15 protein-coding genes are annotated in these 21,266 nt (G+C 63.8%); 11 read left to right on the forward strand and 4 right to left on the reverse strand.

What is annotated here, in order from left to right; genetic code table 11:
- The first annotated feature begins 165 nt into the window (after positions 1-165).
- The 3 genes from CSQ91_RS05340 to CSQ91_RS05350 all read left to right on the forward strand — a co-directional run bounded on the left by CSQ91_RS05340 (position 166) and on the right by CSQ91_RS05350 (position 6,110).
- Positions 166-3,207, forward strand: a complete 3,042-nt coding sequence (locus CSQ91_RS05340; protein WP_099387597.1) for a TonB-dependent receptor — start codon at positions 166-168, stop codon at positions 3,205-3,207.
- Positions 3,208-3,273: 66 nt separating this feature from the next.
- Positions 3,274-4,665: a Gfo/Idh/MocA family protein gene (locus CSQ91_RS05345; protein WP_205412530.1), complete on the forward strand. Its 1,392-nt coding sequence runs from the start codon at positions 3,274-3,276 to the stop codon at positions 4,663-4,665.
- 128 nt (positions 4,666-4,793) lie between these two features.
- Complete coding sequence (locus CSQ91_RS05350) at positions 4,794-6,110, forward strand: DUF3472 domain-containing protein (protein ID WP_257217228.1); 1,317 nt, start codon at positions 4,794-4,796, stop codon at positions 6,108-6,110.
- A 10-nt stretch (positions 6,111-6,120) separates the two neighbouring features.
- Here CSQ91_RS05350 and CSQ91_RS05355 read toward each other — a convergent pair whose 3' ends face one another.
- The gene (locus tag CSQ91_RS05355) at positions 6,121-6,633 is read right to left on the reverse strand and encodes a hypothetical protein (protein WP_099387599.1); all 513 of its coding nucleotides are present in this window, start codon (positions 6,631-6,633) and stop codon (positions 6,121-6,123) included.
- A 150-nt stretch (positions 6,634-6,783) separates the two neighbouring features.
- Here CSQ91_RS05355 and CSQ91_RS05360 point away from each other — a divergent pair, with 150 nt between their 5' ends.
- From CSQ91_RS05360 to CSQ91_RS05370, 3 genes are all read left to right on the forward strand, one after another.
- Positions 6,784-7,296, forward strand: coding sequence for a sigma-70 family RNA polymerase sigma factor (locus CSQ91_RS05360; RefSeq protein ID WP_099387600.1), 513 nt, complete (start codon positions 6,784-6,786; stop codon positions 7,294-7,296).
- Positions 7,296-8,270, forward strand: coding sequence for a FecR domain-containing protein (locus CSQ91_RS05365; RefSeq protein ID WP_099387601.1), 975 nt, complete (start codon positions 7,296-7,298; stop codon positions 8,268-8,270). Before CSQ91_RS05360 ends, CSQ91_RS05365 begins: the two co-directional genes overlap by 1 nt.
- An 85-nt stretch (positions 8,271-8,355) precedes the next feature.
- On the forward strand, positions 8,356-10,818 hold the full coding sequence (locus CSQ91_RS05370; RefSeq protein ID WP_099387602.1) for a TonB-dependent siderophore receptor: 2,463 nt from the start codon (positions 8,356-8,358) through the stop codon (positions 10,816-10,818).
- Positions 10,819-10,822: 4 nt separating this feature from the next.
- Here CSQ91_RS05370 and CSQ91_RS05375 read toward each other — a convergent pair whose 3' ends face one another.
- Together CSQ91_RS05375 and CSQ91_RS05380 are read right to left on the reverse strand one after the other, a co-directional pair.
- Positions 10,823-11,200, reverse strand: a complete 378-nt coding sequence (locus CSQ91_RS05375) for a SirB2 family protein (protein ID WP_099387603.1) — start codon at positions 11,198-11,200, stop codon at positions 10,823-10,825.
- A gap of 90 nt (positions 11,201-11,290) precedes the next feature.
- A complete protein-coding gene (locus CSQ91_RS05380; RefSeq protein WP_099387604.1) occupies positions 11,291-11,737 on the reverse strand; it encodes a GNAT family N-acetyltransferase in 447 nt (148 codons plus the stop codon).
- A 283-nt stretch (positions 11,738-12,020) separates the two neighbouring features.
- On the opposite strand from CSQ91_RS05380, the gene CSQ91_RS05385 reads away from it, so the two are divergent.
- From CSQ91_RS05385 to CSQ91_RS05395, 3 genes are all read left to right on the forward strand, one after another.
- Positions 12,021-13,265 (forward strand): MFS transporter, encoded by a 1,245-nt coding sequence (locus tag CSQ91_RS05385; protein WP_070279442.1) that lies wholly within the window; start codon positions 12,021-12,023, stop codon positions 13,263-13,265.
- On the forward strand, positions 13,262-14,647 hold the full coding sequence (locus CSQ91_RS05390) for a NarK family nitrate/nitrite MFS transporter (RefSeq protein WP_034781619.1): 1,386 nt from the start codon (positions 13,262-13,264) through the stop codon (positions 14,645-14,647). Before CSQ91_RS05385 ends, CSQ91_RS05390 begins: the two co-directional genes overlap by 4 nt.
- 63 nt (positions 14,648-14,710) lie before the next feature.
- Positions 14,711-15,406 (forward strand): carbonic anhydrase, encoded by a 696-nt coding sequence (locus tag CSQ91_RS05395; RefSeq protein ID WP_034781617.1) that lies wholly within the window; start codon positions 14,711-14,713, stop codon positions 15,404-15,406.
- Here CSQ91_RS05395 and CSQ91_RS05400 read toward each other — a convergent pair.
- Positions 15,392-15,763 carry a hypothetical protein gene (locus tag CSQ91_RS05400; protein ID WP_034781616.1) on the reverse strand — a complete coding sequence of 124 codons (372 nt, stop codon included), beginning with the start codon at positions 15,761-15,763 and terminating at the stop codon, positions 15,392-15,394. The genes CSQ91_RS05395 and CSQ91_RS05400 overlap by 15 nt on opposite strands.
- A gap of 245 nt (positions 15,764-16,008) precedes the next feature.
- Between CSQ91_RS05400 and CSQ91_RS05405 the strand changes: the two genes are divergently transcribed.
- Positions 16,009-19,707: a nitrate reductase subunit alpha gene (locus CSQ91_RS05405; protein WP_070256339.1), complete on the forward strand. Its 3,699-nt coding sequence runs from the start codon at positions 16,009-16,011 to the stop codon at positions 19,705-19,707.
- 1 nt (position 19,708) lies between these two features.
- A complete protein-coding gene (gene narH / locus CSQ91_RS05410) occupies positions 19,709-21,259 on the forward strand; it encodes a nitrate reductase subunit beta (protein ID WP_070256337.1) in 1,551 nt (516 codons plus the stop codon).
- Positions 21,260-21,266 lie beyond the last annotated feature (7 nt).

Raw genomic sequence — 21,266 nt, forward strand, 5'->3', positions numbered from 1 at the left:
TAAAGTAATCCCAAGAAAAGAAAATCAGCCGATGCGGACTGATTTCCCGGAAGGTGCAACTGCCTGGCTGCACCGGCCGACGACCACCATAAAAATTGCATCCCCCCGACTTCGCCCTGGAGCGGGGAGGGCGCGCATAACCCTCGATATAGACGGAGAGACAGCATGCATACCACCCGACTCAAATTGCGCGACATCAGCCGCGCCGCAGCGATCGTGATCGCACTGGCGGCCGGCGTGCCAGGCCAGGCCTGGGCACAGTCGAACGCCACCAGCACCATTTTCGGTGAAGTGAGCGCGCCGGCCGGCGCCACCGTGGTGCTGGAAAACCTGGCGACGGGCGTGCAGCGCAGCCTGACGCCCGATACGTCGGGCCGCTACGTGGCCAACTCCATGCCGCCAGGCCGCTATGCGGTGCGCGTGCTGCGCGCCGGCTCGGTGGAAGCGTCGCAGGAAGTCGAAGCCCTGATCGGCGCGGGCGCGGAAGCGAACTTCGGCCCGGCCAGCGCCGCCGGCACGGTGGGCCAGGAGCAGACCGTCGTGGTGAAGGCGTCGCGCAATCCGATCGACGTGTCGAACACCAACAATGGCGTGATCTTCACGGCCAAGGAATTGAAAGCGCTGCCGGTCGGGAACGACGTCGCCTCCATCGTGCAGCTGACGCCGGGCGTGTCGCGCGGCACCAACAGCGTGTATGGCAATGCGCCATCGATCGGCGGCTCGGGCCAGTCCGAAAACGCCTTTTACGTCAACGGCTTCCCGATCACGAATATCCTGACCCAGGTGGGCGCATCGGAGCTGCCGTTCGGCGCGATCTCGAACCTGCAGGTGCTGTCGGGCGGCTATGGCTCGGAGTTTGGCCGCTCCACGGGCGGGGTGATCAACATCACCACCAAGAGTGGCGGCAACAAGGTCGAATTCGGCGGCAAGGTGTCCATCATCCCCCGTTCGCTGAAAGGCGAGCCGGAAAACACCTATTACCCGAACACGGGCGCCAATCCGAAGACGGATGGCAATCTGCTGTACTGGAACCGCGACAATGGCAGCACCAGCAAGGTGGTGGGCCTGTATGGCAGCGGCCCACTGATCAAGAACAAACTGTTCGCCTTCGTGGCGCTGGAACAGACGCGCACGGACAGCCAGGCCGTTGCCGCCACCGCCGACTCGGGCACGGCCCTGGCGCGCGGCTGGAGCACCAGCCAGAGCAAGGTGAACCGCATGATGGCCAAGCTGGATTACAACCTGACGGACGACCATCACTTCGAATACACCAAGCTGTATGACCGCACGAAAACGGATAGCCAGGCGTATGGCTACAGCTACGCCACGCATGCTAGCAATGGCGTACAGGCGGGCAAGGGCGAGACGACGGTCAACTGCTGCGGATCATCGGCCGCGCCGGGCGCCAACATCGACATCTTCAAGTACACGGGCTACCTGACGGACAACCTGACCGTGACGGCCATGATGGGCGAATCGCGCACGTCGCACACCCGCACGCCGAATGGCTACAATCCGCTGCTGGCGCAAACGTCGTCGAATACCTCGACCCAGGTGCCTGGCCTGACGTACGCCAATCCGCAAACGGTGACGGGCACTCTGGTCGACCCATCGTCGGAAGACCGCCAGAAGGCCAAGCGTCTGGACCTCGAATACAAGCTGGGCAAGCACTCGCTGCGTGGCGGCATCGACCGCATCGACGTGGAATCGAAGGTGGGCCTGAGCCTGGCGGGCGGCTACCGCTGGAGCTATCTGAAAGCGGACGATCCGAACCGGGCCATCAACGGCGCGTTCGAGACGCCGGCACAGGGTGGCGGCTACGGCGCGCAGGGCTATTACGTCAGCAAGGACTTGAATGCCAACCTGGCGCGTCCGACCAGCGTGCAGTCGGCGCAATACATCCAGGATCACTACCAGGTCACGGAACGGGTGCTGCTGGACCTGGGCCTGCGCCGCGAGCAGTTCACCAACTACAGCACCGATGGCGTGGCCTTCATTTCGCAGCGCAACATGATCGCCCCGCGCGTGGGCGCCACCTGGGATTACCTGGGTGACGGCACCCTGAAATTCTTCGCCAACGGCGGCCGTTACCACTTGCCGGTGCCGTCGAATTTGTCGAGCAACATGGCCAGCCCCTTCCTGGCCACCAGCGAGATGTACACCTACACGGGCGTCGATCCCGTCACGGGCGCGCCGACGGGCCTGCACGCGATCAGCAAGCCGTATTCGGCCAACAACGCGTACGGCCAGAGCCGCGATGCGCGCGAAGTGACGGCCGTTGGCTTGAAACCGCTGTCGCAGGATGAATTCTCGCTCGGTTTCGAACGCGCCCTGAGCAAGAAACTGGTAGTGGGCGCCAGCGTCCTGTACCGCAAGCTGAACGACACCAACGACGACGTCTGCGATGCGCGTCCGCTGCAAGCCTGGGCCACGCGCAACAGCGTCGACACGAGCAACTGGGGCGGCTTCCAATGCGCCATCATCAACCCTGGCCGCGACAACAGCCTGATGGTGGACTTTGACGATGGCAAAGGCTTGCGCCGCGTGGATATTTCGGCGGCGGAGTGGGGCAATCCGCTGCCATCGCGCACCTACCGCGCCTTGAACCTGTTCGTCGAGCACCCGTACACGAACGGCTGGTACGGCAAGCTGACCTACACCCTGTCTGCGCTGAAGGGCAATATGGAAGGCCAGACGGACAGCATCGGCGGCGGTGACGTGGGTCTGACCGTCAGCGACGACCACAAGGAACTGATGTACAACGCCTATGGCTACCTGCCAGGCGACCATCGCCACGCGTTCAAGGCCTACGGTTTCATGCAGGTCATCCCGGACGTGATGGTCGGCGCCAACCTGTCGCTGACCTCCGGCGCGCCGCGCAACTGCATCGGCGCGCTGCCCGATAACCTGCGGTTCGAGAACGATTACGGCGATTCCTACTTCTATTGCAATGGCAAGCCGGCGCCGCGCGGCAGCCAGGGTCGCCTGCCTTGGCAAGCCCAGCTGGACATGAATCTGGCCTATACTCCCAGCGCCGTCAAGGGCCTGAGCCTGAAAGTGGACGTCTTCAATGTGTTCAACAGCCAGACCGTGACCCGCTATAACGAAACGCGCGAAGACCATGGCGCCATCGCCCGCAACTACCTGCAGGTGGCTGGCCGCACGGCGCCGCGTTCCGTGCGCTTCACGGCGGAATACACCTATTAAACTGCAGCCGGCCCGCTGCAAGGCGGGCCGGTGACGAACATTACCAATGGAAGCGAGAAGAGACCAATGACAACACAAATCAATCGACGCAATTTCCTGTCCGCCAGCGCCGCGCTGGCCGGTGGCGCCATGGCCGGCAGCGCCTTGCTGCCTGGCGACGCCAGCGCCGCCCCTGCGGCCGGCCGCGACAAGGTCCGCCTGGGCCTGATCGGCACGGGCATGCGCGGCCAGGTGCTGCTGGCTGAACTGGTGCGCCGCGATGACGTGGAAGTGGTTGCGCTGTGCGATATCGAGCCGATCATGCTGAAACACGCGCTGGGCCAGGTGGCCAAAGCCGGCAAGCCCCGTCCCCGCACGTATGGCGAAGACCGCGACCAGAAAGCCTACAAGCGCATGCTGGACGCGGGCGGCCTCGATGGCGTGATCATCGCCACGCCGTGGGAATTCCACGCGCCGATGGCGATCGCCGCCATGCAGGCGAAGATACCCGTCGGCTGCGAAGTGGTGGCTGGCATCACCCTGCAAGACCACTGGGACGTCCTGAACACCCAGTTGAAAACGGGCACGCCGTACATGTTGCTGGAAAACGTATGCTACCGCCGCGACGTGATGGCTGCGCTGCAGATGGTGCGCGCGGGCCTGTTCGGCGAACTGCTGCACCTGCAGGGCGGCTACCAGCACGATCTGCGCGCCGTGAAATTCAACAGCGGCAATCCTGCCAAGCCGTATGGCGGCGGCGTGGAATTCGGCGAAAAGGGCTGGTCGGAAGCCCATTGGCGCACGCAGCACTCGGTCGAACGTAATGGCGAACTGTATCCGAGCCACGGCATCGGCCCATGCGCCATGTACACCAACATCAACCGCGGCAACCGTTTTACGCGCATCAACGCCTTCGCCACCAAGGCGCGCGGCTTGCACGACTACATCGTCAAGCAGCCGGGCGGCGCACAGCATGCGAACGCCAAGGTCAAGTTCAAGCTGGGCGACGTGGTCACCACCACCCTGGCGTGCGAGAACGGCGAAACCATCATCCTGCAGCACGATACGAGCCTGCCGCGCCCGTACTCGCTGGGCTTCCGCGTGCAAGGCACGGACGGCCTGTGGATGGACCTGAACAATTCCATCCATATCGAGGGCGTCAGCAAGCCGCACCAGTGGGATGATTTCAAGACCTACCAGGACAAGTATGAGCACCCGGTCTGGCGCAAATATGCGGCGCAAGCGGAAGGTGCGGGCCATGGCGGCATGGACTTCTTCGTCATCCACGCCTTTGTCGAAGCGCTGAAGGCCAACGCGCCGATGCCGATCGATATCTACGATGCCGTGACGTGGAGCGCCATCACGCCGCTGTCCGAGCAGTCGATCGCCGCCAACTTCCAGACCCTGGACTTCCCGGACTTCACGGGCGGCCAGTGGAAAGCGCGCAAGCCTATCTTCGCTCTCGACGGCAAGTACTAAGCCTTCACGACCCGCTACCGCGCCTGCCGCCGTAGCGGGTTTTTTCCAGCCATCCCAGCTTTTCAAACCGCGGCGCACGCCGCAGGACTTCTTGCGCCTGTTGCACGCCGTACCACCAGGAGACGTTGATGAAACACAGAAGTTCATTACTCTACGCAGTCCTTCCCGCCATGCCATTGCTGCTGGCCGCATGCGGCGGCGCCACTGCCACCGCTACCCCCGACATGGGCGGCACCGCCTTGCTGGCCGCCAGCGTGGCCGCGCCGGCCACCACCGCCACCGTGGAACTGGCCGGCAACGCCTTCATCACGGGCGGGAACGAGGGCGCCGTCATCGGGGAACATGGCCTGGCAGGCTGGAGCAATCCGGCTGCCGTCGCCAGCACGTATTTCCGCGTCTCCGGTGCGGGCCCGGTCCAGGTGGCGCTTGACGCCAGTCTGGCCGATGGCGGCAACAGCAACATCCGCGTGAAGATCAACGGCAAGCCCTTCGACGTGAAGCTGGCCGGCAAGGCGCGCAAGACCTATGCCGTGGGCACGGTGAACGTGGCGGCGGCCGGCTATGTGAAGGTGGACTTGCAGGGGCTGTCGCGCGTGAAGGCCACGTTCGGCGACGTCACCGCGCTGAAGGTGACGTCGAACGCCGCGCTCACGTACGCCAATGACCCCGCCAATTACTACTGGTCGCGGCGCGGCCCGTCCGTGCACATGGGCTACACGGTGCCGGCCAATACCGAGTATTTTTATAACGAGATGACGATACCCAAGGGGCAGGACGCCATCGGCTCCTATTTCATGGCCAACGGCTTTGGCCAGGGCTACATGGGCATCCAGGTGAAATCACCGAGCGAGCGCTGGATACTGTTTTCCGTGTGGGACGCCGACAATGGCGCCAAGACCACCCTGGTCAGCAAGGGCGCCGGCGTGGTCGATAACGCCTTTGGCGGCGAGGGCACGGGAGGCCAGACCTATCTGTCGTATAACTGGGCAGCCGGCACGACGTACCGCTTCATCACGCGCGCGCGGCCCGACGGTAATGGCGGCAGCGATTACTCGGCCTGGTTCTTCGCGCCCGAGACGGGCAAATGGCGCTACATCGCCACCTGGAAGCGGCCGGCCATCAGTACGTATCTGACGGGCGTGCATTCCTTCCTCGAGAACTTCATCGATACTCTGGGCTACACGGAACGCCGCGTCCAGTTCGGCAACCAGTGGGCAAGGAATGCATCGGGCACCTGGTCGGAAGTGACGGCCGGGAGGTTCACCGGCGACGCCACGGCCACGAATGCGCAGCGCATGGATTACGCGGGCGGGCTGGAAAACGGCAAGTTCTACCTGCATAACGGCGGCTTCTTTGCCGATTACGTGCAAACCAGCCAGAACTTCACGCGTCCGGCCACGGGCCAGGCACCGGCTGTCGATGTGAGCGCCTTGCCGATGCAATAAGCGCTGGTTTTCAGCCCGGTCGCTTGCCCACCATCGCTTCGATGCCGCGATAGTAGGTGAGCGGCCGGCCTATCGTCACTCCCATCAATGCGGCCGCCTGGATGATGTCGTTTGTATCGCGCCGGTACACGACCAGCGCATCCATTTCGTCGCTGCCGATGCCGTCGATCTGGATCAGGTCATAGCCGCCTTCGTCCACGGCGCGCTGTGCCAGTTCCTTGTCCAGCCACTCGAAATAGGGCAGCGCGCTACCGTCGCTGTCCTTGAGCAGCTCGTACGGGAAGTCGGGGAATGCGTCGAACATGTCCTGTATCTGTTCGTGCAGTTCGTCGAGCTTGTCGCTCGACGCCATATAGCCGCCCAGGTGCGAGAGGATCGCCACCGCGTAGGCCTGCGCATCGCTGTCGATCCACTCGTCGCGTGGCGCGGAGGGCGCATCGGTGATGGCGGCGACGGCCGCGTCGAGTTCCTCTCCTTCCAGGTCACCGCAGGTCAGTTTGGTCAGCAGTTCAGACAAGAGCATGTTTGGCTTTCAGGGTAGGGCACGGCCAGGGGAGAGGCATGTGCAAGATGTTGCAAATACTATCATTTCTACGTGCCACGCGGCGGTTGCGCCAGCCGTGTCATGCCAGTTAGAATGCGAATCATTATTGTTTGCGTGTGAGGATTTTCCGTGCCGCCTGCCCAATCCGGCGTCCACCAGGAGGTGGGCAGCCTGTATCACGAACATCACCGCTGGCTGCAAGGCTGGCTCAGGCACAAACTGGGCAATGCGTTTGACGCGGCCGACGTGGCGCACGATACCTTCATGCGCCTGCTCAATCGCGACGAGACCATCGCCGCGCGCGAGCCGCGTGCCTTTTTGACGACGGTGGCCAAGGGCGTGCTGGGTAATCTGTACCGCCGGCGCGACCTGGAGGCGGCCTACCTGGAAACCCTGGCCAGCCTGCCGGCGCAATGCGCGCCCGACCCGGAGGCGCAGGCGATCCTGCTCGAAGCCCTGTTCGATATCGACCGCCGCCTCGATGGCCTGGCGCCTGCCGTGCGCCGCGCCTTTCTGCTTTCGCAGCTCGATGGCATGCCGCAGGCGGCCATCGCGCTGGAGCTGAATGTCTCGCTGGCCACCGTGCAGCGCTACCTGGTCAAAGCCATGCACCAGTGCTTCTTTTCCCCGCTGGCGCCGTGATGGGCGCCCTCACGCCGGAAGCGGCCAGCTTGCAGGCTGTCGAATGGCTGGTGCGCCTGCAGGCCGGTGACGCCACGCCGGAAGTGGAGCAGGCATGGCGCGCCTGGCGCGGCAGCGACCCGGAAAACGAGCAAGCCTGGCAGCATGTGGAAGGCTGCATGGCGCGCATGCGCGCCTTGCCCGCGCCGCTGGCGCACGGCACGCTGGCCCGCAAGCCGCGGCACGCGCAAGCGAATGCGGCGCGGCGCCAGTCTTTGAAACTCCTGGCGCTGCTGGCCGTGGGTGGCGGCGCCTGGCTGGCTGGTGGCGATGAGCAGGCGCGATACTGGCTGGCCGATTACCGCACGGGTACGGGCGAATTGCGCCACATCGTGCTGGCAGACGGCACGCGCATCGCCCTCAACACGGCCACCTCCATCGACGTGCGTTTCGATGCGGGCCAGCGCCTGGTGACGGTACTCAAAGGCGAGATCATGGTCACGACCGCGCACGATGCGGCTGGCCGGCCCTTTTTCGTGCGCACGGGCCAGGGCCGCTTGCAACCCGTGGGCACGCGCTTTGCCGTGCGCGTGGAAGGGGAGCGTACGCGCCTGGGCGTATTTGCGGGCGCCGTCGACATGCTGCCGGAACAAGCGCCCGATGCGGCGCGCAGGCTGCAGGCGGGTGAACAAGCGACTTTCACGGCGGGCAGCGTTGGCTCCATCGAGCTTCTGCCTGCCGGCGCCGATGCGTGGATGGCCGGCATGCTGGTGGCGCACGACATGCCGCTGGCCGATTTTGTCGGCGAGCTGGCGCGCTACCGGCATGGGCGCCTGGCCTGCGATCCGGCCGTCGCCCACCTGCGCGTGTCGGGCATCTATCCGCTGGCCGACACGACGCAAGTGCTGGACATGCTGACGCGTACCTTGCCCGTCGACGTGCGCCAGAGCACGCGCTTCTGGGTGAGCGTGGTGCCGCATCGGAAGCATCCATGATTATTTTCTGAAAATGTGAGGGTTTTTCGATTTTCGCGTGGCATAGCGAGTGAACCCCTCATTCACTTTCAGGAAAACAGTCCGCATGCCCAGCACAACACCTACTTACCCATCTTCCGCTTCCCGCACATGCCGCCGCAGCGTGGCGGCGCTGGCCGTCAGCCACGCCCTGTGGCTGCTCGCCGCCGGCGGCGCATTGGCCGCCGCACCTATTGCCCAGGCAGCCAATGGGGCGCGCATCGAACTGGCGATACCCGGCGGCACCCTGGAACAGGTGCTGGTGCGCTTCGGTCAGCAGACGGGCACCATGATCTCTTACCAGGCCGCCACCGTGGCCGGCAAGCGCAGCGCCGGACTGACGGGCAGCTACAGCATACCTGCGGCGCTGGGCGCCATCGTCGCCGGCTCGGGCTTGCGCGCCGTGCCGCAGGCGAATGGCGGCTATGTGCTCGACGTGGCAGCGGCCGAGGGCGGCCAGACCATGCCGGAGATGAAGGTCAGCGCCAGCTTTGATGCGAACGGCGCGACGGAAGGCAGCGGCTCGTATACGACGCCGACCATGCGCTCGGCCACGCGCCTCGGCCTGTCTGTGCGCGAGACGCCGCAAGCCGTCAGCGTGGTCACGCGCCAGCAGATGGATGACCAGAACCTGCAAACGGTGGAAGAGGTGCTGCAAAACGCGGCCGGCGTGGCCATCAACCGCTACGACAGCGACCGTACCTCGTTTTTCGCGCGTGGCTTTTCCATCGCCAGCTACCAGTACGACGGCATTCCCACCACGGTCGACAATGCGTTCAGCGTGGGCGACAGCACCCTGGACATGACGGCCTATGACCGGGTCGAAATCGTGCGCGGCGCCACGGGCTTGCTCACTGGCGCGGGCGAACCGTCGGCCACCATCAACCTGGTGCGCAAGCGCGCGTCATCGAAGCAGATGGCCGGGAATGCCGCCCTGAGCCTCGGTTCCTGGCACAATGCGCGCGCCAGCGCGGACCTCTCCACGCCCTTGAGCAGCGATGGCAAGGTGCGTGGGCGCGTCGTGGCCAGCTATCAGGACAGCGAATCGTATGTGAACCTATATCACGGCAAGAAAGCCATGGCCTATGCCACCGTGGAAGCGGACCTGGCGCCCGGCAGCGTGCTGATTGCCGGCTATGAATACCAGGACAACCGCCCGCGCGGCGGCATGTATGGCGGCTTGCCGCTGTGGTATGCGGATGGCGAACGGGCCACCTTGCCCCGTTCCACCACCACGGCGACCACCTGGAGCCGCTGGTTCAGCACCAGCCAGACGGCGTTCTTGCGCCTGGAGCAGGACTTGGGCAAGGGCTGGAACCTGACGGCCATGCTGAATCATGGCTGGGGCAATTATTCGGCGGCCGAGCTTTTCGCCAATACCTGGCCGGACAAGGCCACGGGCCAGGGCGTGACGGGCTACACCGGGTTTTACTCGGGCACGCGGCGCCAGGACAGCGTCGACGCCTATGTGCAGGGGCCGCTGCAGCTGCTGGGGCGCACGCACGACCTGGCGTTCGGCGTCTCGGGCAGCAACCAGTTTTCCAGCAACCCGGGCATCTCGGGTGGCAGCGTCGATTACGGCAATTTCCATCAATGGCAAGGCGTGACGCCGGAGCCGGACTGGAATGACCCGAATTTCTCGCGCTGGCAGCTGCTCGACACGGTGCAGCAGCGCGGCATCTACGGCACGGCGCGCTTTTCGCTGGCCGATCCCTTGAAACTGATCGTCGGTGCGCGCTACAGCCGCTACAAGGCGGACCACGTCGATGACTGGGGCGGCAGCTACGCCTATGCCAAGCATGCCGTCACGCCGTATGCGGGCCTGGTGTGGGATATCGACGCGCAGCATGCGCTGTACACCAGCTACAGCAAGATCTTCAAGCCGCATGGCTACCAGGACCGGTTTGGCCGCTACCTCGATCCCGTACAGGGAAAGAATCTGGAAGCGGGCGTGAAGGGCGAGTATTTCGGCGGCCGATTGAACGCGGCGCTGGCCGTGTTCCGCATCGCGCAAGATGGCCTGGCGCAGGAAGATACGGGCCATTTTGTCGGCAATTCGCTGACGCAGGCGTATTACGCGGCATCGGGCACCACCAGCAAGGGCGTGGAGCTCGATCTGTCGGGTGAACTGGCAAAGGGCTGGAACGTGTCGGCCAGCGTGTCGCACGCGGCGGCCAAAGACAATACCGGCGCGCGCCTGAACAGCTATGTGCCGCAGACGCTGGCGCGCGTGTTTTCCACTTGGCAGATGCCCGGCGACTGGCGCGCCTTGTCGGTGGGTGGCGGCGTGAACTGGCAGAGCGGCGCCTACCGCGACGCCACCGGGCCGAAGGGCACGCAGCGCGTGGAGCAGGGCGGCTATGCCGTGGCCAGCCTGATGGCGAAATACGCGCTGTCGCGCCAGCTGTCGCTGCAGGCGAACATCAACAACCTGTTCGACAAGCATTACTACAGCCAGCTTGGCATGTATAACCAGGCTTACTGGGGCGCCCCGCGCAACGCCAGCGTCACCCTGCGCTACATCTTCTGATGCATCAGAGCGGCCAGGCCTGCTTGGTGACGGCCACGGCGACGATGTAGGCGAATACCAGCACGGCGAGCGCGAAGGCGGCGCCGCGCGCGGCAGGCGTCTTGCCGCGTTTCAGCGCGATGGTGCCCAGCACGATGTAAGCCACCAGCGCGCACAGCTTGGCAGCCAGCCAGGGGTTGCTGCCCGGCGACTGGCCGCTCCACACGGCCAGCGTGATGGCGCTGGCCAGCAAGGCCGTGTCGACCAGGTGCGGCAGGATTTTTACCCAGCGTTGCTGCAAGGCGGGCGAGGCGCGCAGCATCCAGATGCCGCGCAAGAGGAAAAGAAAGCCGCTGGCGGCGGCGCAACCCATGTGGAAATGCTTGAGGCTCAGATAATCCATGCGTGATGTGGTGGTGGGCGTTGATTGATGGTGGCGCCAGCATAGCCGCCTTTGGCGCGCCACGCCATACGCCGTCGGGAGGACGCGTAATCAGCGGCACCATTTCACGTACACCAGCTCCGGGTCTCCCTCGTCGAGATGGTCGATCTGGCCGCTGCGCACGAAGCCCGCGCTGGCGAACAGCCGTTGCGCGGCCAGGTTGGACTGGTTCGTCGAGGTGAACAGCTTGCCTTTCTGGCATGCGTCTTCGGCGGCGGCCAGCAGGCGCAAGCCCACGCCGCGCCGCTGCTGCCCGGGAGCGACCACCACCAGCGAGACGAAGCCGTAGCCGAAGAAGTCGTCGTGCGTGAGGATATAGCCGGCGACCTGGCCCGCGCGCATGGCCACCTGGCAGTGCCCCTTGCCGACGGCGGCGCGCACGGCATCGCCCCGGCTGGCGTGCGCCTGCGCATATGCATCGCAGGCCAGCATGGCTGCCACATCGCCAGCCTGGGCCAGGCGGGTGATGATGGGGTCTGTTTCGTGCCTGTTCTGCATGCCGCTCCTTTTTCTCCAGGCGCCGAGTGTGCCAAAAATAGCTGCGTTTGTAAAACACCCGCCATCCAGGCTAGGTCCATCCTCCGCCATCTAGTCACTTTTGCCGATACGGCTATCCAGATTGCCTTTCCAGAATCACCCTGTGGCCGATAGTGCCTTTCCCCTCTGCCACGTAAGCTGGTCGGGACGGCTGGCCAGACGGCCAGTGCATTCATGGAGAAACATCGTGGCTACCCTAGATGGCACTAAGAACAACAGTAGTAACAAGGCAGTCGAACCCGGCATGCGGCGCAAGCAGGCGTCCGTGCTGATCAGCAGCACCTTCGCGTTTACCATCTGCTTTGCAGTCTGGATGATGTTTGCCGTACTGGGCATCCCCATCAAGACCAGCCTGGGCTTGACTGAAACACAATTCGGCCTGCTGGCCGCCATGCCCGTGCTGACGGGCTCCCTCGTGCGCGTGCCGCTGGGCATCTGGACGGACAAATACGGCGGACGCCGCGTCTTCTTCTGGCTGATGCTGGCCAGCGTGGTGCCGATCTACCTGATTTCCTACGCCACCGCCTACTGGCATTTCCTCGTGCTGGGCATGTTCGTCGGCCTGGCGGGCGGTTCGTTTTCCGTCGGCACGCCGTACGTGGCGCGCTGGTATGAAAAGGAGCGCCGCGGCCTGGCGATGGGCATCTTCGGCGCCGGCAACTCCGGTTCCGCGCTGACCAAGTTCGTCGCGCCCGGCATCGTCGCCGCTTTCGGCTGGCAAATGCTGCCCAAGGTGTATGCGGTGGCCATGCTGGCCACGGCCATCATCTTTTGGCTGTTTTCGTACACGGACAAATCACATCTGGCGCCATCGGGCGAGAGCTTTTCGGCGCAGATGAAGGTGCTGAAGGACCCCCGCGTGTGGCGCTACTGCCAGTACTACTCGGTGGTGTTTGGCGGCTACGTGGCGCTGGCCCTGTGGATGACGAAGTACTACGTGGCCGAATACGGCTTCGACCTGAAACACGCGGCGCTGCTGGCCGCGTGCTTCTCGCTGCCGGGCGGCGTGCTGCGCGCCGTGGGCGGCTGGATCTCCGACAAATACGGTGCGGCGAAAGTCACCTGGGCCGTGATGTGGGTGTGCTGGGTGTGCTTCTTCCTGCTGTCGTATCCGCAAACGCAGATGGTGGTGGAAACCGTCACGGGTCCGCTGGCTTTCCATATCGGCCTGTCGCCGCTGTGGTTCACCGTGCTGCTGTTCATCGTCGGCATCGCCATGGCCGTGGGCAAGGCGTCCGTCTTCAAGTTCATCGGCGATGATTTTTCCGATAACATCGGCGCCGTCTCGGGCGTGGTCGGCCTGGCCGGCGGCCTCGGTGGCTTCATCCTGCCCGTGATGTTCGGCGCCCTGGTGGACTTCACCGGCGTGCGTTCGAGCTCCTTCATGCTCCTGTACGGCACCGTCTGCGTTTCCCTCATCTGGATGCATTTCTCGTTCAAGCCGCTGCGCGCGGCCACTATCAATCAACCTGCAGGAGCTAAAGCATGAGCCGCTACATGATCAATACGTGGGAGCCGGAAACCCCGAGCTTCTGGCAAAACACGGGCAAGGCCACGGCCGCGCGCAATCTGTGGATATCGATTCCCGCGCTGCTGCTGGCATTCGCCGTGTGGATGGTGTGGAGCGTGGTGGTGGTCAACCTGCCCAACATCGGCTTCACCTACAGTAACAACCAGCTGTTCTGGCTGACGGCCTTGCCGGGCCTGTCCGGCGCCACCTTGCGCATCTTTTATTCGTTCATGGTGCCGATCTTCGGCGGCCGCCGCTGGACGGCCATTTCCACGGGCTCGCTCCTGATTCCCGCCATCGGTATCGGCCTGGCCGTGCAGGATGTGAACACGGGCTATCCGACCATGCTGATCCTGGCCCTGCTGTGCGGCTTCGGCGGCGGCAATTTCGCTTCGTCGATGGCCAATATCAGCTTTTTCTACCCGAAGGCGAGCAAGGGCTTCGCGCTGGGCATGAATGCGGGCCTGGGCAACCTGGGCGTGTCGGTGGTGCAGTTCGTCGTGCCGCTGGTGATCACGTTCGCCGTCTTCGGCGCCTGGGGCGGCGATTCGCTCACCTGGGTGAAAAATGGCGTGAGCAAGGACATGTGGCTGCAAAACGCGGGCTTCATCTGGGTGCCGTTCATCGCCTTGAGCACCTTGCTGGCCTGGTTCGGCATGAATGACCTGGCGTCGGCGAAGGCTTCGTTTTCCGAGCAGGCCGTGATCTTCAAGCGCAAGCACAACTGGCTCATGTGCTGGCTGTACACGGGCACCTTCGGCTCCTTCATCGGTTATTCGGCCGCGTTTCCGCTGCTGATCAAGATCCAGTTCCCCGACGTGAATCCGCTCGATTATGCCTTCCTCGGCCCCCTGGTCGGTGCGCTGGCGCGCGTGGCCGGCGGCGTGATTTCCGATAAATTGGGCGGCGCCCGCGTCACCCTGTGGTCGTTCCTGCTGATGATCGGCGCCGTGCTGGGCGTGCTGTACTTCATGCCGCAAGCGGGCGTGGGTGGCAGCTTCAATGGTTTCTTCTGGATGTTCATGCTGCTGTTCGCCGGCACGGGCGTCGGCAATGCGTCGACCTTCCGCATGATCCCCGTGATCTTTTTGACGGAGCACCAGCGCGCGGCCGCCGGCAAGGGCAAGGCGGAGCAGGAGCAAGCCATCGTCGACGCCAACAAGGAAGGCGCGGCCGTCCTGGGCTTTACGTCGGCCGTGGCTGCATATGGCGCCTTCTTCATCCCGAAAAGCTATGGCACCTCGATTGCGCTGACGGGCAGCCCCGACGCGGCCTTGTGGTGCTTCATCGGCTTTTATGTGAGCTGCATCGCGATCACCTGGTGGTGCTATGCGCGCAAGAATGCGCCGATGCCTTGCTAGTTGGCGTCAGAACGCCTGGCAAGTCCTGCTTGCCGGGCGCTGTATAAAGTATTCGAGGTAGTCATGGAAGAACTGGAAAAATTTGTCAACGGCTTCAGCCTGTTTCAGCAGCAGTATTTCAGCGAGCCGCAAACCTTGTACGACAGCCTGCGCGACGGGCAGCGGCCTTCGACCTTGCTGATCGGCTGCTGCGATTCGCGCGTCGATCCCATGCTGCTGACGGGCAGCGACCCGGGCGACATGTTCGTCGTGCGCAATATCGCCAACCTGGTGCCACCGTGTACCCCGGACGCGCCGCCCGGCGTCAGCTCGGCCATCGAGTTCGCCGTCTGCAAGCTGGAAGTGGCCAGGGTCATCGTGCTCGGACATGCGCGCTGCGGCGGCATCCGCGCGCTGCTGGAACCGCAGCCGCGCGCGGAAGGCCAGGAAACGGACTTTGTGGGACAGTGGATGCGCATCGCCGAACCGGTGGCGCAAAGGGTGCGGCGCGAGCTGGCGCACCGCTCGTCGGCGGAACAGCACCACGCGTGCGAGCTGGCCAGCATCCTGCAGTCGCTGGACAACCTGCTCACCTACCCGTGGCTGAAGCGGCGGGTAGAGCAGGGGGTGTTGAAACTGCATGGATGGTATTTCGACATCGACAGCGGGGCCCTGATGGCATATTCGGCGCGCCAGCAGCAGTTCCTGCCCCTGGTCTGCCCGATCGAACGGGCGCGTCATCTGCACGAGCGCCCTTGGCCGGATTCAGCTAAAACGTAACAGATCCCCGCTGCGGTCAAACGCCAGCAGGCTGTCGATGCGGCCTTGCTCGATGGCCGTCACCATGGCGCGCAGGGGCGCCTCGCATTCCTGCGCCGCGGGCGGCTGGCCGTCCTGGCCCGCCAGTCCCGCCACGAAGACCACGTCCCAGTGCGTCTGCATCTGTTTCGACTCCTCTTTCAATGTCTCGAAGCTGTCCAGTTCCTCGGGCAGCTTGTCGGCGCACATCACTGGCGTGAGGGACTTGCCCTGGCCGCCAGGCTGGGCCTGCGCCTGGGTAAAGGTGAACAGCAGGCGTTGCGGCTGCTCCTGGTTGCGGGCGCTGCGCAGCAGGCTGGCGTAATCGGTAATCGGCATGGTGCTCTTTCTCTGTGTTGAACGATGACGACAGGTATACCGCAGCGCCGCCTTGCCGCCCATAGGCAATAGTGACTATCCGGGTGACTACGCGCCTATGCATTCCTGGTGCCGGAAACCGACTTCTTGCCAATACCGCCGGGCACGGCACATCGATAGACTGTTTGTATCGACGCTTGAGCCATCCTGCTTGCAGCGTTTTTTAAGACCTGGCGCCGCTGTCCGCGGCGCAATGTGGAGGTAGCATGAGTCACTTTCTGGACCGCCTGAAATTTTTTAGCAAGCCCGCCGAGCCGTTTTCAAACGGCCATGGCACCGTGGTCGATGAAGACCGTACCTGGGAAAACGCCTACCGCCAGCGCTGGCAGCACGACAAGATCGTGCGCTCCACGCATGGCGTGAACTGCACCGGCTCATGCAGCTGGAAGGTATACGTCAAGAATGGCCTGATCACCTGGGAAACCCAGCAAACCGATTATCCGCGCACGCGGCCCGACCTGCCCAACCACGAACCGCGCGGCTGCCCGCGCGGCGCCAGCTATTCCTGGTACGTGTATTCGGCGCAGCGCGTGAAATACCCGATGGTGCGCGGCCGTCTGATGGAAATGTGGCGCGAAGCGCGCAAGACCATGGACCCCGTCACGGCCTGGGACTGGATCAGCCAGGACCCCGTGCGCTCGCAGCAGTACAAGTCCATCCGCGGCCTGGGCGGCTTCGTGCGCGCCACCTGGGACGAATCGAATGAAATCATCGCCGCCGCGAATGCGCTGACGATCAAGAAATACGGCCCGGACCGCGTTGTCGGCTTTTCGCCGATTCCCGCCATGTCCATGGTCAGCTATGCCTCCGGCACGCGCTACCTGTCGCTGATCGGCGGCGTGGCCCTGAGCTTCTATGACTGGTACTGCGACTTGCCGCCGGCCAGCCCGCAAGTGTGGGGTGAACAGACGGACGTGCCGGAATCGGCCGACTGGTACAACTCGACCTATCTGATGGTGTGGGGCTCGAACGTGCCGATGACGCGCACGCCCGATGCCCACTTCTACACGGAAGTGCGCTACAAGGGCACGAAAACCGTGGCCATCTCGCCCGACTACGGCGAAATGGTGAAATTCGGCGACATCTGGCTGGCGCCGAAGCAGGGCACGGATGCCGCGCTGGCGCTGGCCATGGGCCACGTCATTCTCAAGGAATTCCATTCGGAAGGGCAGAGCGCCTACTTCCGCGACTATGCGCGCCAGTACACGGACTTCCCCATGCTGGTGCTGCTCAAGGAGCATAACGGCACCCTGGTGCCCGACTACTTCCTGCGCGCTTCGCACCTGGACAACAACCTCGACGAAACCAACAATCCGGAATGGAAAACCCTCGTCATCGATGAAACCACGGGCGCCATCACGGCGCCGGCAGGCTCCATCGGCTTCCGCTGGGGCGAATCGGGCAAGTGGAACCTGGAGCAAAAAGCGGGCGGCAGCGGCGAGCCTATCGTGCCGATGCTCTCCATGATCAACGACAGCGACGCCGTCACGGAAGTGGGTTTCGCCTACTTCGGCGGCAAGGATGCGTCGGACATGTTGCTGCGCAAGGTACCTGTGAAAACCATCCGCCTGGCCGACGGCACGACGGGCCTGGTCACCACCGTGTTCGACCTGACGCTGGCCAACTACGGCATCGACCGTGGCCTGGGCGGCGAAAACGTGGCGGAAAGCTATGACGACGACGTGCCGTACACCCCCGCATGGCAGGAGAAGCACACGGGCGTGAAACGCGCCGACGTCATCACCGTGGCGCGCCAGTTCGCGGAAAACGCGGACCAGACGCGCGGCAAGAGCATGGTCATCGTGGGCGCCGGCCTGAATCACTGGTACCACATGGACATGACGTACCGCGGCATCATCAACATGCTGATGATGTGCGGCTGTATCGGCCAGTCGGGCGGCGGCTGGGCCCATTACGTGGGCCAGGAAAAACTGCGTCCGCAAACGGGCTGGACGCCGTTGGCCTTTGCCCAGGACTGGGTGCGTCCGATGCGCCAGATGAACGGCACCTCGTTCTTCTATGCTCACACGAGCCAGTGGCGCCATGAAAAGCTGGAAACGGGCGACATCGCCTCGCCATCGGCGGCCGGCGGCACGGGCGACCTGACCCTGCTCGACTACAACGCCAAGGCGGAACGCATGGGCTGGCTGCCATCGGCGCCGCAGCTGCAGACCAATCCGCTGGAAGTGGCCAAGGCCGCCAAGGCGGCAGGGCAGGCGCCGGCCGCATATGCGCTCGACCAGATCAAGGCGGGCCAGCTGCAGTTCTCGTGCGACGACCCGGACAACCCGGCCAACTTCCCGCGCAATATGTTTGTCTGGCGTTCGAATATCCTGGGCAGCTCCGGCAAGGGCCACGAGTACTTCCTGAAATACCTGCTCGGCACGCAGAACGGCTTGCTCAGCGACGAAGACGACTGCATCACGCCGAAGCAGGTGAAAGTGCGCCCGGCCGCCGAAGGCAAGCTCGATCTGCTGGTGGTGCTGGACTTCCGCATGTCGACCACTTGCCTGTATGGCGACGTGGTGCTGCCGACGGCCACCTGGTACGAAAAGGATGATCTGAATACGTCGGACATGCATCCGTTCATCCACCCGCTGTCGGAAGCCGTGCAGCCCTTGTGGCAATCGAAGTCGGACTGGGAAATCTACAAGGGCATCGCCGAGAAATTCTCGGAAATCGGCGGCGAGCTCCTGGGCACCCAGCAAGACATCATCCTCACGCCGCTGATGCACGACACCCCGGGCGAACTGGGCCAGCCTTTCGATCCCAAGGATTGGCGCGCCGGCGAATGCGACGCCATTCCCGGCAAGACCATGCCGAACATGACGGTGGTCGAGCGCAATTACCGCGACGTGTACAAGAAGTTCACCTCGATCGGCCCGCTGCTGGAAACCATCGGCAACGGCGGCAAGGGCATTTCCTGGAAAACGGGGCATGAAGTCGAGGTACTACGCGGCGTCAACCGCACGGTGCTCGAAGAAGGCGTCTCCAAGGGCCAGCCGCGCCTCGATACGGCCATCGACGCGGCCGAGATGATTTTGTCGCTGGCGCCGGAAACGAATGGCCATGTGGCCGTCAAGGCCTGGGCCGCGCTGTCCGCCATCACGGGACGCGAGCATACGCACCTGGCGTTGCCGCGCGAGCATGACAGCATCCGCTTCCGCGACGTGCAGGCGCAGCCGCGCAAGATCATTTCCTCGCCCACCTGGTCGGGCCTGGAAAGCGAGGAAGTCAGCTACACGGCCGGCTATACCAACGTGCATGAACTGATCCCTTGGCGCACCCTGACGGGCCGCCAGCAGTTCTACCAGGATCACCTGTGGATGCGCGATTTCGGCGAGGGACTGTGCGTGTACAAGCCGGCCATCAACACGAAGACGACGGAAGCGCTGCTGGGCACCAAGCCGAACGGCAACAAGGAACTGGCGCTGAACTTTTTGACGCCGCACCAGAAGTGGGGCATCCACTCCACGTATTCGGACAACCTGCGCATGCTGACCCTGTCGCGCGGCGGACCGCACGTGTGGCTGTCGGAGACCGACGCGAAGACGGCCGGCATCGTCGACAACGACTGGATCGAAGTATTCAACGTGAACGGCAGCCTGACGGCGCGCGCCATCGTCAGCCAGCGCATCCCGGCCGGCATGACGATGATGTATCACGCCCAGGAAAAGATCATCAACGTGCCTGGCGCGGAGATGACGGGCAAGCGGGGCGGCATCCATAACTCGGTGACGCGGGCCGTGCCCAAGCCGACGCACATGATCGGCGGCTACGCCCAGCTGGCGTACGGCTTCAATTACTACGGCACGGTGGGCTCCAACCGCGATGAATTCGTATTGGTGCGCAAGATGAACAAGGTCGACTGGCTCGAAGGCCCGTTGCAGGAAGAAGGAGCATAGTATGAAAATCAGAGCGCAAATCGGCATGGTGCTGAACCTGGACAAGTGCATCGGCTGCCACACCTGTTCCGTCACCTGCAAGAACGTATGGACCAGCCGCGACGGCGTCGAGTACGCATGGTTCAACAACGTCGAGACGAAACCGGGCATCGGCTATCCGAAGCAGTGGGAAAACCAGGACAAGTGGAATGGCGGCTGGCGCCGCACGGACGCGGGCAAGATCGAGCCGCGCCAGGGCAGCCGTCTGAAAATCCTGGCCAACATCTTCGCCAACCCGAACCTGCCGGCCATCGACGAGTATTACGAGCCGTTCACCTACGACTACGAGCACCTGCAAAGCGCGCCGCTGTCGCAGACGCCGCCGACGGCCCGTCCGATCTCCGTGCTGACGGGAAAAAAGATGGAAAAAATCGAGTGGGGTCCGAATTGGGAAGATGACCTGGGCGGCGAATTCGCCCAGCGCAGCAAAGATAAACTGTTCGACAACATGCAGAAGGAGATGTACGGCACGTTCGAAAACACCTTCATGATGTACTTGCCGCGCCTGTGCGAGCATTGCCTCAACCCGACGTGCGTGGCGTCTTGCCCGTCCGGCTCCGTGTACAAGCGCGAAGACGACGGCATCGTGCTGATCGACCAGGACAAGTGCCGCGGCTGGCGCATGTGCATCTCCGGTTGCCCGTACAAGAAGATTTACTACAATTGGTCGTCCGGCAAGGCGGAGAAGTGCACCTTCTGCTTCCCGCGCATCGAAGCGGGCCAGCCTACCGTGTGCTCGGAAACGTGCGTGGGCCGCATCCGCTACCTGGGCGTGCTGCTGTACGACGCCGACAGGATCGAAGCTGCCGCCTCCGTGCCGCAGGAGCAGGACCTGTACCAGGCGCAGCTCGACCTGTTCCTCGACCCGCACGACCCGGCCATCATCGCCGAGGCGCGCCGCCAGGGCATCCCGGACCTTTGGCTGGAAGCGGCCGTCAAGTCGCCCGTCTACAAGATGGCCGTCGAGTGGAAAGTGGCGTTCCCGCTGCATCCCGAGTACCGCACCTTGCCGATGGTGTGGTATGTGCCGCCCCTGTCGCCGATCCAGGCGGCCGCCGAATCGGGCAAGCTGGGCGTGAACGGCATGCTGCCGGACACGCAGAGCCTGCGCATTCCCGTGCAGTACCTGGCCAATCTGCTGACGGCCGGCGACCAGCCGCCCATCGTCACGGCACTGGACCGCATGCTGGCCATGCGTGCCTACATGCGCAGCAAGACCGTCGAGAAGGTGGAGAACCTCACGGTTCTGAAACAGGTGGGCTTGACCAAGGCGCAGGTGGAGGACATGTACCACATCATGGCCATCGCCAATTACGAAGACCGCTTCGTCATCCCCAGCAGCCACAAGGAAATGGCCGAGGACAGTTTCAACGAGAAGGGTTCGTGCGGCTTCAGCTTCGGCAATGGCTGCTCGGACGGCACCAGCGAGCCGACCTTGTTCGGCAAGAAAAAGCACGGTTCGGCCATCTTCATGCAGATGCCGAAGTCGCGCAAAACGGCGCCAGGCGCTTAAGGAGCTC

It is taken from the genome of Janthinobacterium sp. BJB301 (assembly GCF_002735685.1).
GTDB classification, from domain to species: Bacteria; Pseudomonadota; Gammaproteobacteria; order Burkholderiales; family Burkholderiaceae_D; genus Janthinobacterium; species Janthinobacterium lividum.

What these genes read in the sequence shown, in the direction of transcription:
- CSQ91_RS05385 (WP_070279442.1), top strand. Translation starts at nt 12,021, where the DNA reads ATGCGGCGCAAGCAGGCGTCCGTGCTGATCAGCAGCACCTTCGCGTTT.
- CSQ91_RS05370 (WP_099387602.1), top strand. Translation starts at nt 8,356, where the DNA reads ATGCCCAGCACAACACCTACTTACCCATCTTCCGCTTCCCGCACATGC.
- CSQ91_RS05350 (WP_257217228.1), top strand. Translation starts at nt 4,794, where the DNA reads ATGAAACACAGAAGTTCATTACTCTACGCAGTCCTTCCCGCCATGCCA.
- CSQ91_RS05345 (WP_205412530.1), top strand. Translation starts at nt 3,274, where the DNA reads ATGACAACACAAATCAATCGACGCAATTTCCTGTCCGCCAGCGCCGCG.
- CSQ91_RS05340 (WP_099387597.1), top strand. Translation starts at nt 166, where the DNA reads ATGCATACCACCCGACTCAAATTGCGCGACATCAGCCGCGCCGCAGCG.
- CSQ91_RS05355 (WP_099387599.1), bottom strand. Translation starts at nt 6,633, where the DNA reads ATGCTCTTGTCTGAACTGCTGACCAAACTGACCTGCGGTGACCTGGAA.
- CSQ91_RS05380 (WP_099387604.1), bottom strand. Translation starts at nt 11,737, where the DNA reads ATGCAGAACAGGCACGAAACAGACCCCATCATCACCCGCCTGGCCCAG.
- CSQ91_RS05400 (WP_034781616.1), bottom strand. Translation starts at nt 15,763, where the DNA reads ATGCCGATTACCGATTACGCCAGCCTGCTGCGCAGCGCCCGCAACCAG.
- CSQ91_RS05390 (WP_034781619.1), top strand. Translation starts at nt 13,262, where the DNA reads ATGAGCCGCTACATGATCAATACGTGGGAGCCGGAAACCCCGAGCTTC.
- CSQ91_RS05405 (WP_070256339.1), top strand. Translation starts at nt 16,009, where the DNA reads ATGAGTCACTTTCTGGACCGCCTGAAATTTTTTAGCAAGCCCGCCGAG.
- CSQ91_RS05365 (WP_099387601.1), top strand. Translation starts at nt 7,296, where the DNA reads ATGGGCGCCCTCACGCCGGAAGCGGCCAGCTTGCAGGCTGTCGAATGG.
- CSQ91_RS05395 (WP_034781617.1), top strand. Translation starts at nt 14,711, where the DNA reads ATGGAAGAACTGGAAAAATTTGTCAACGGCTTCAGCCTGTTTCAGCAG.
- narH (WP_070256337.1), top strand. Translation starts at nt 19,709, where the DNA reads ATGAAAATCAGAGCGCAAATCGGCATGGTGCTGAACCTGGACAAGTGC.
- CSQ91_RS05375 (WP_099387603.1), bottom strand. Translation starts at nt 11,200, where the DNA reads ATGGATTATCTGAGCCTCAAGCATTTCCACATGGGTTGCGCCGCCGCC.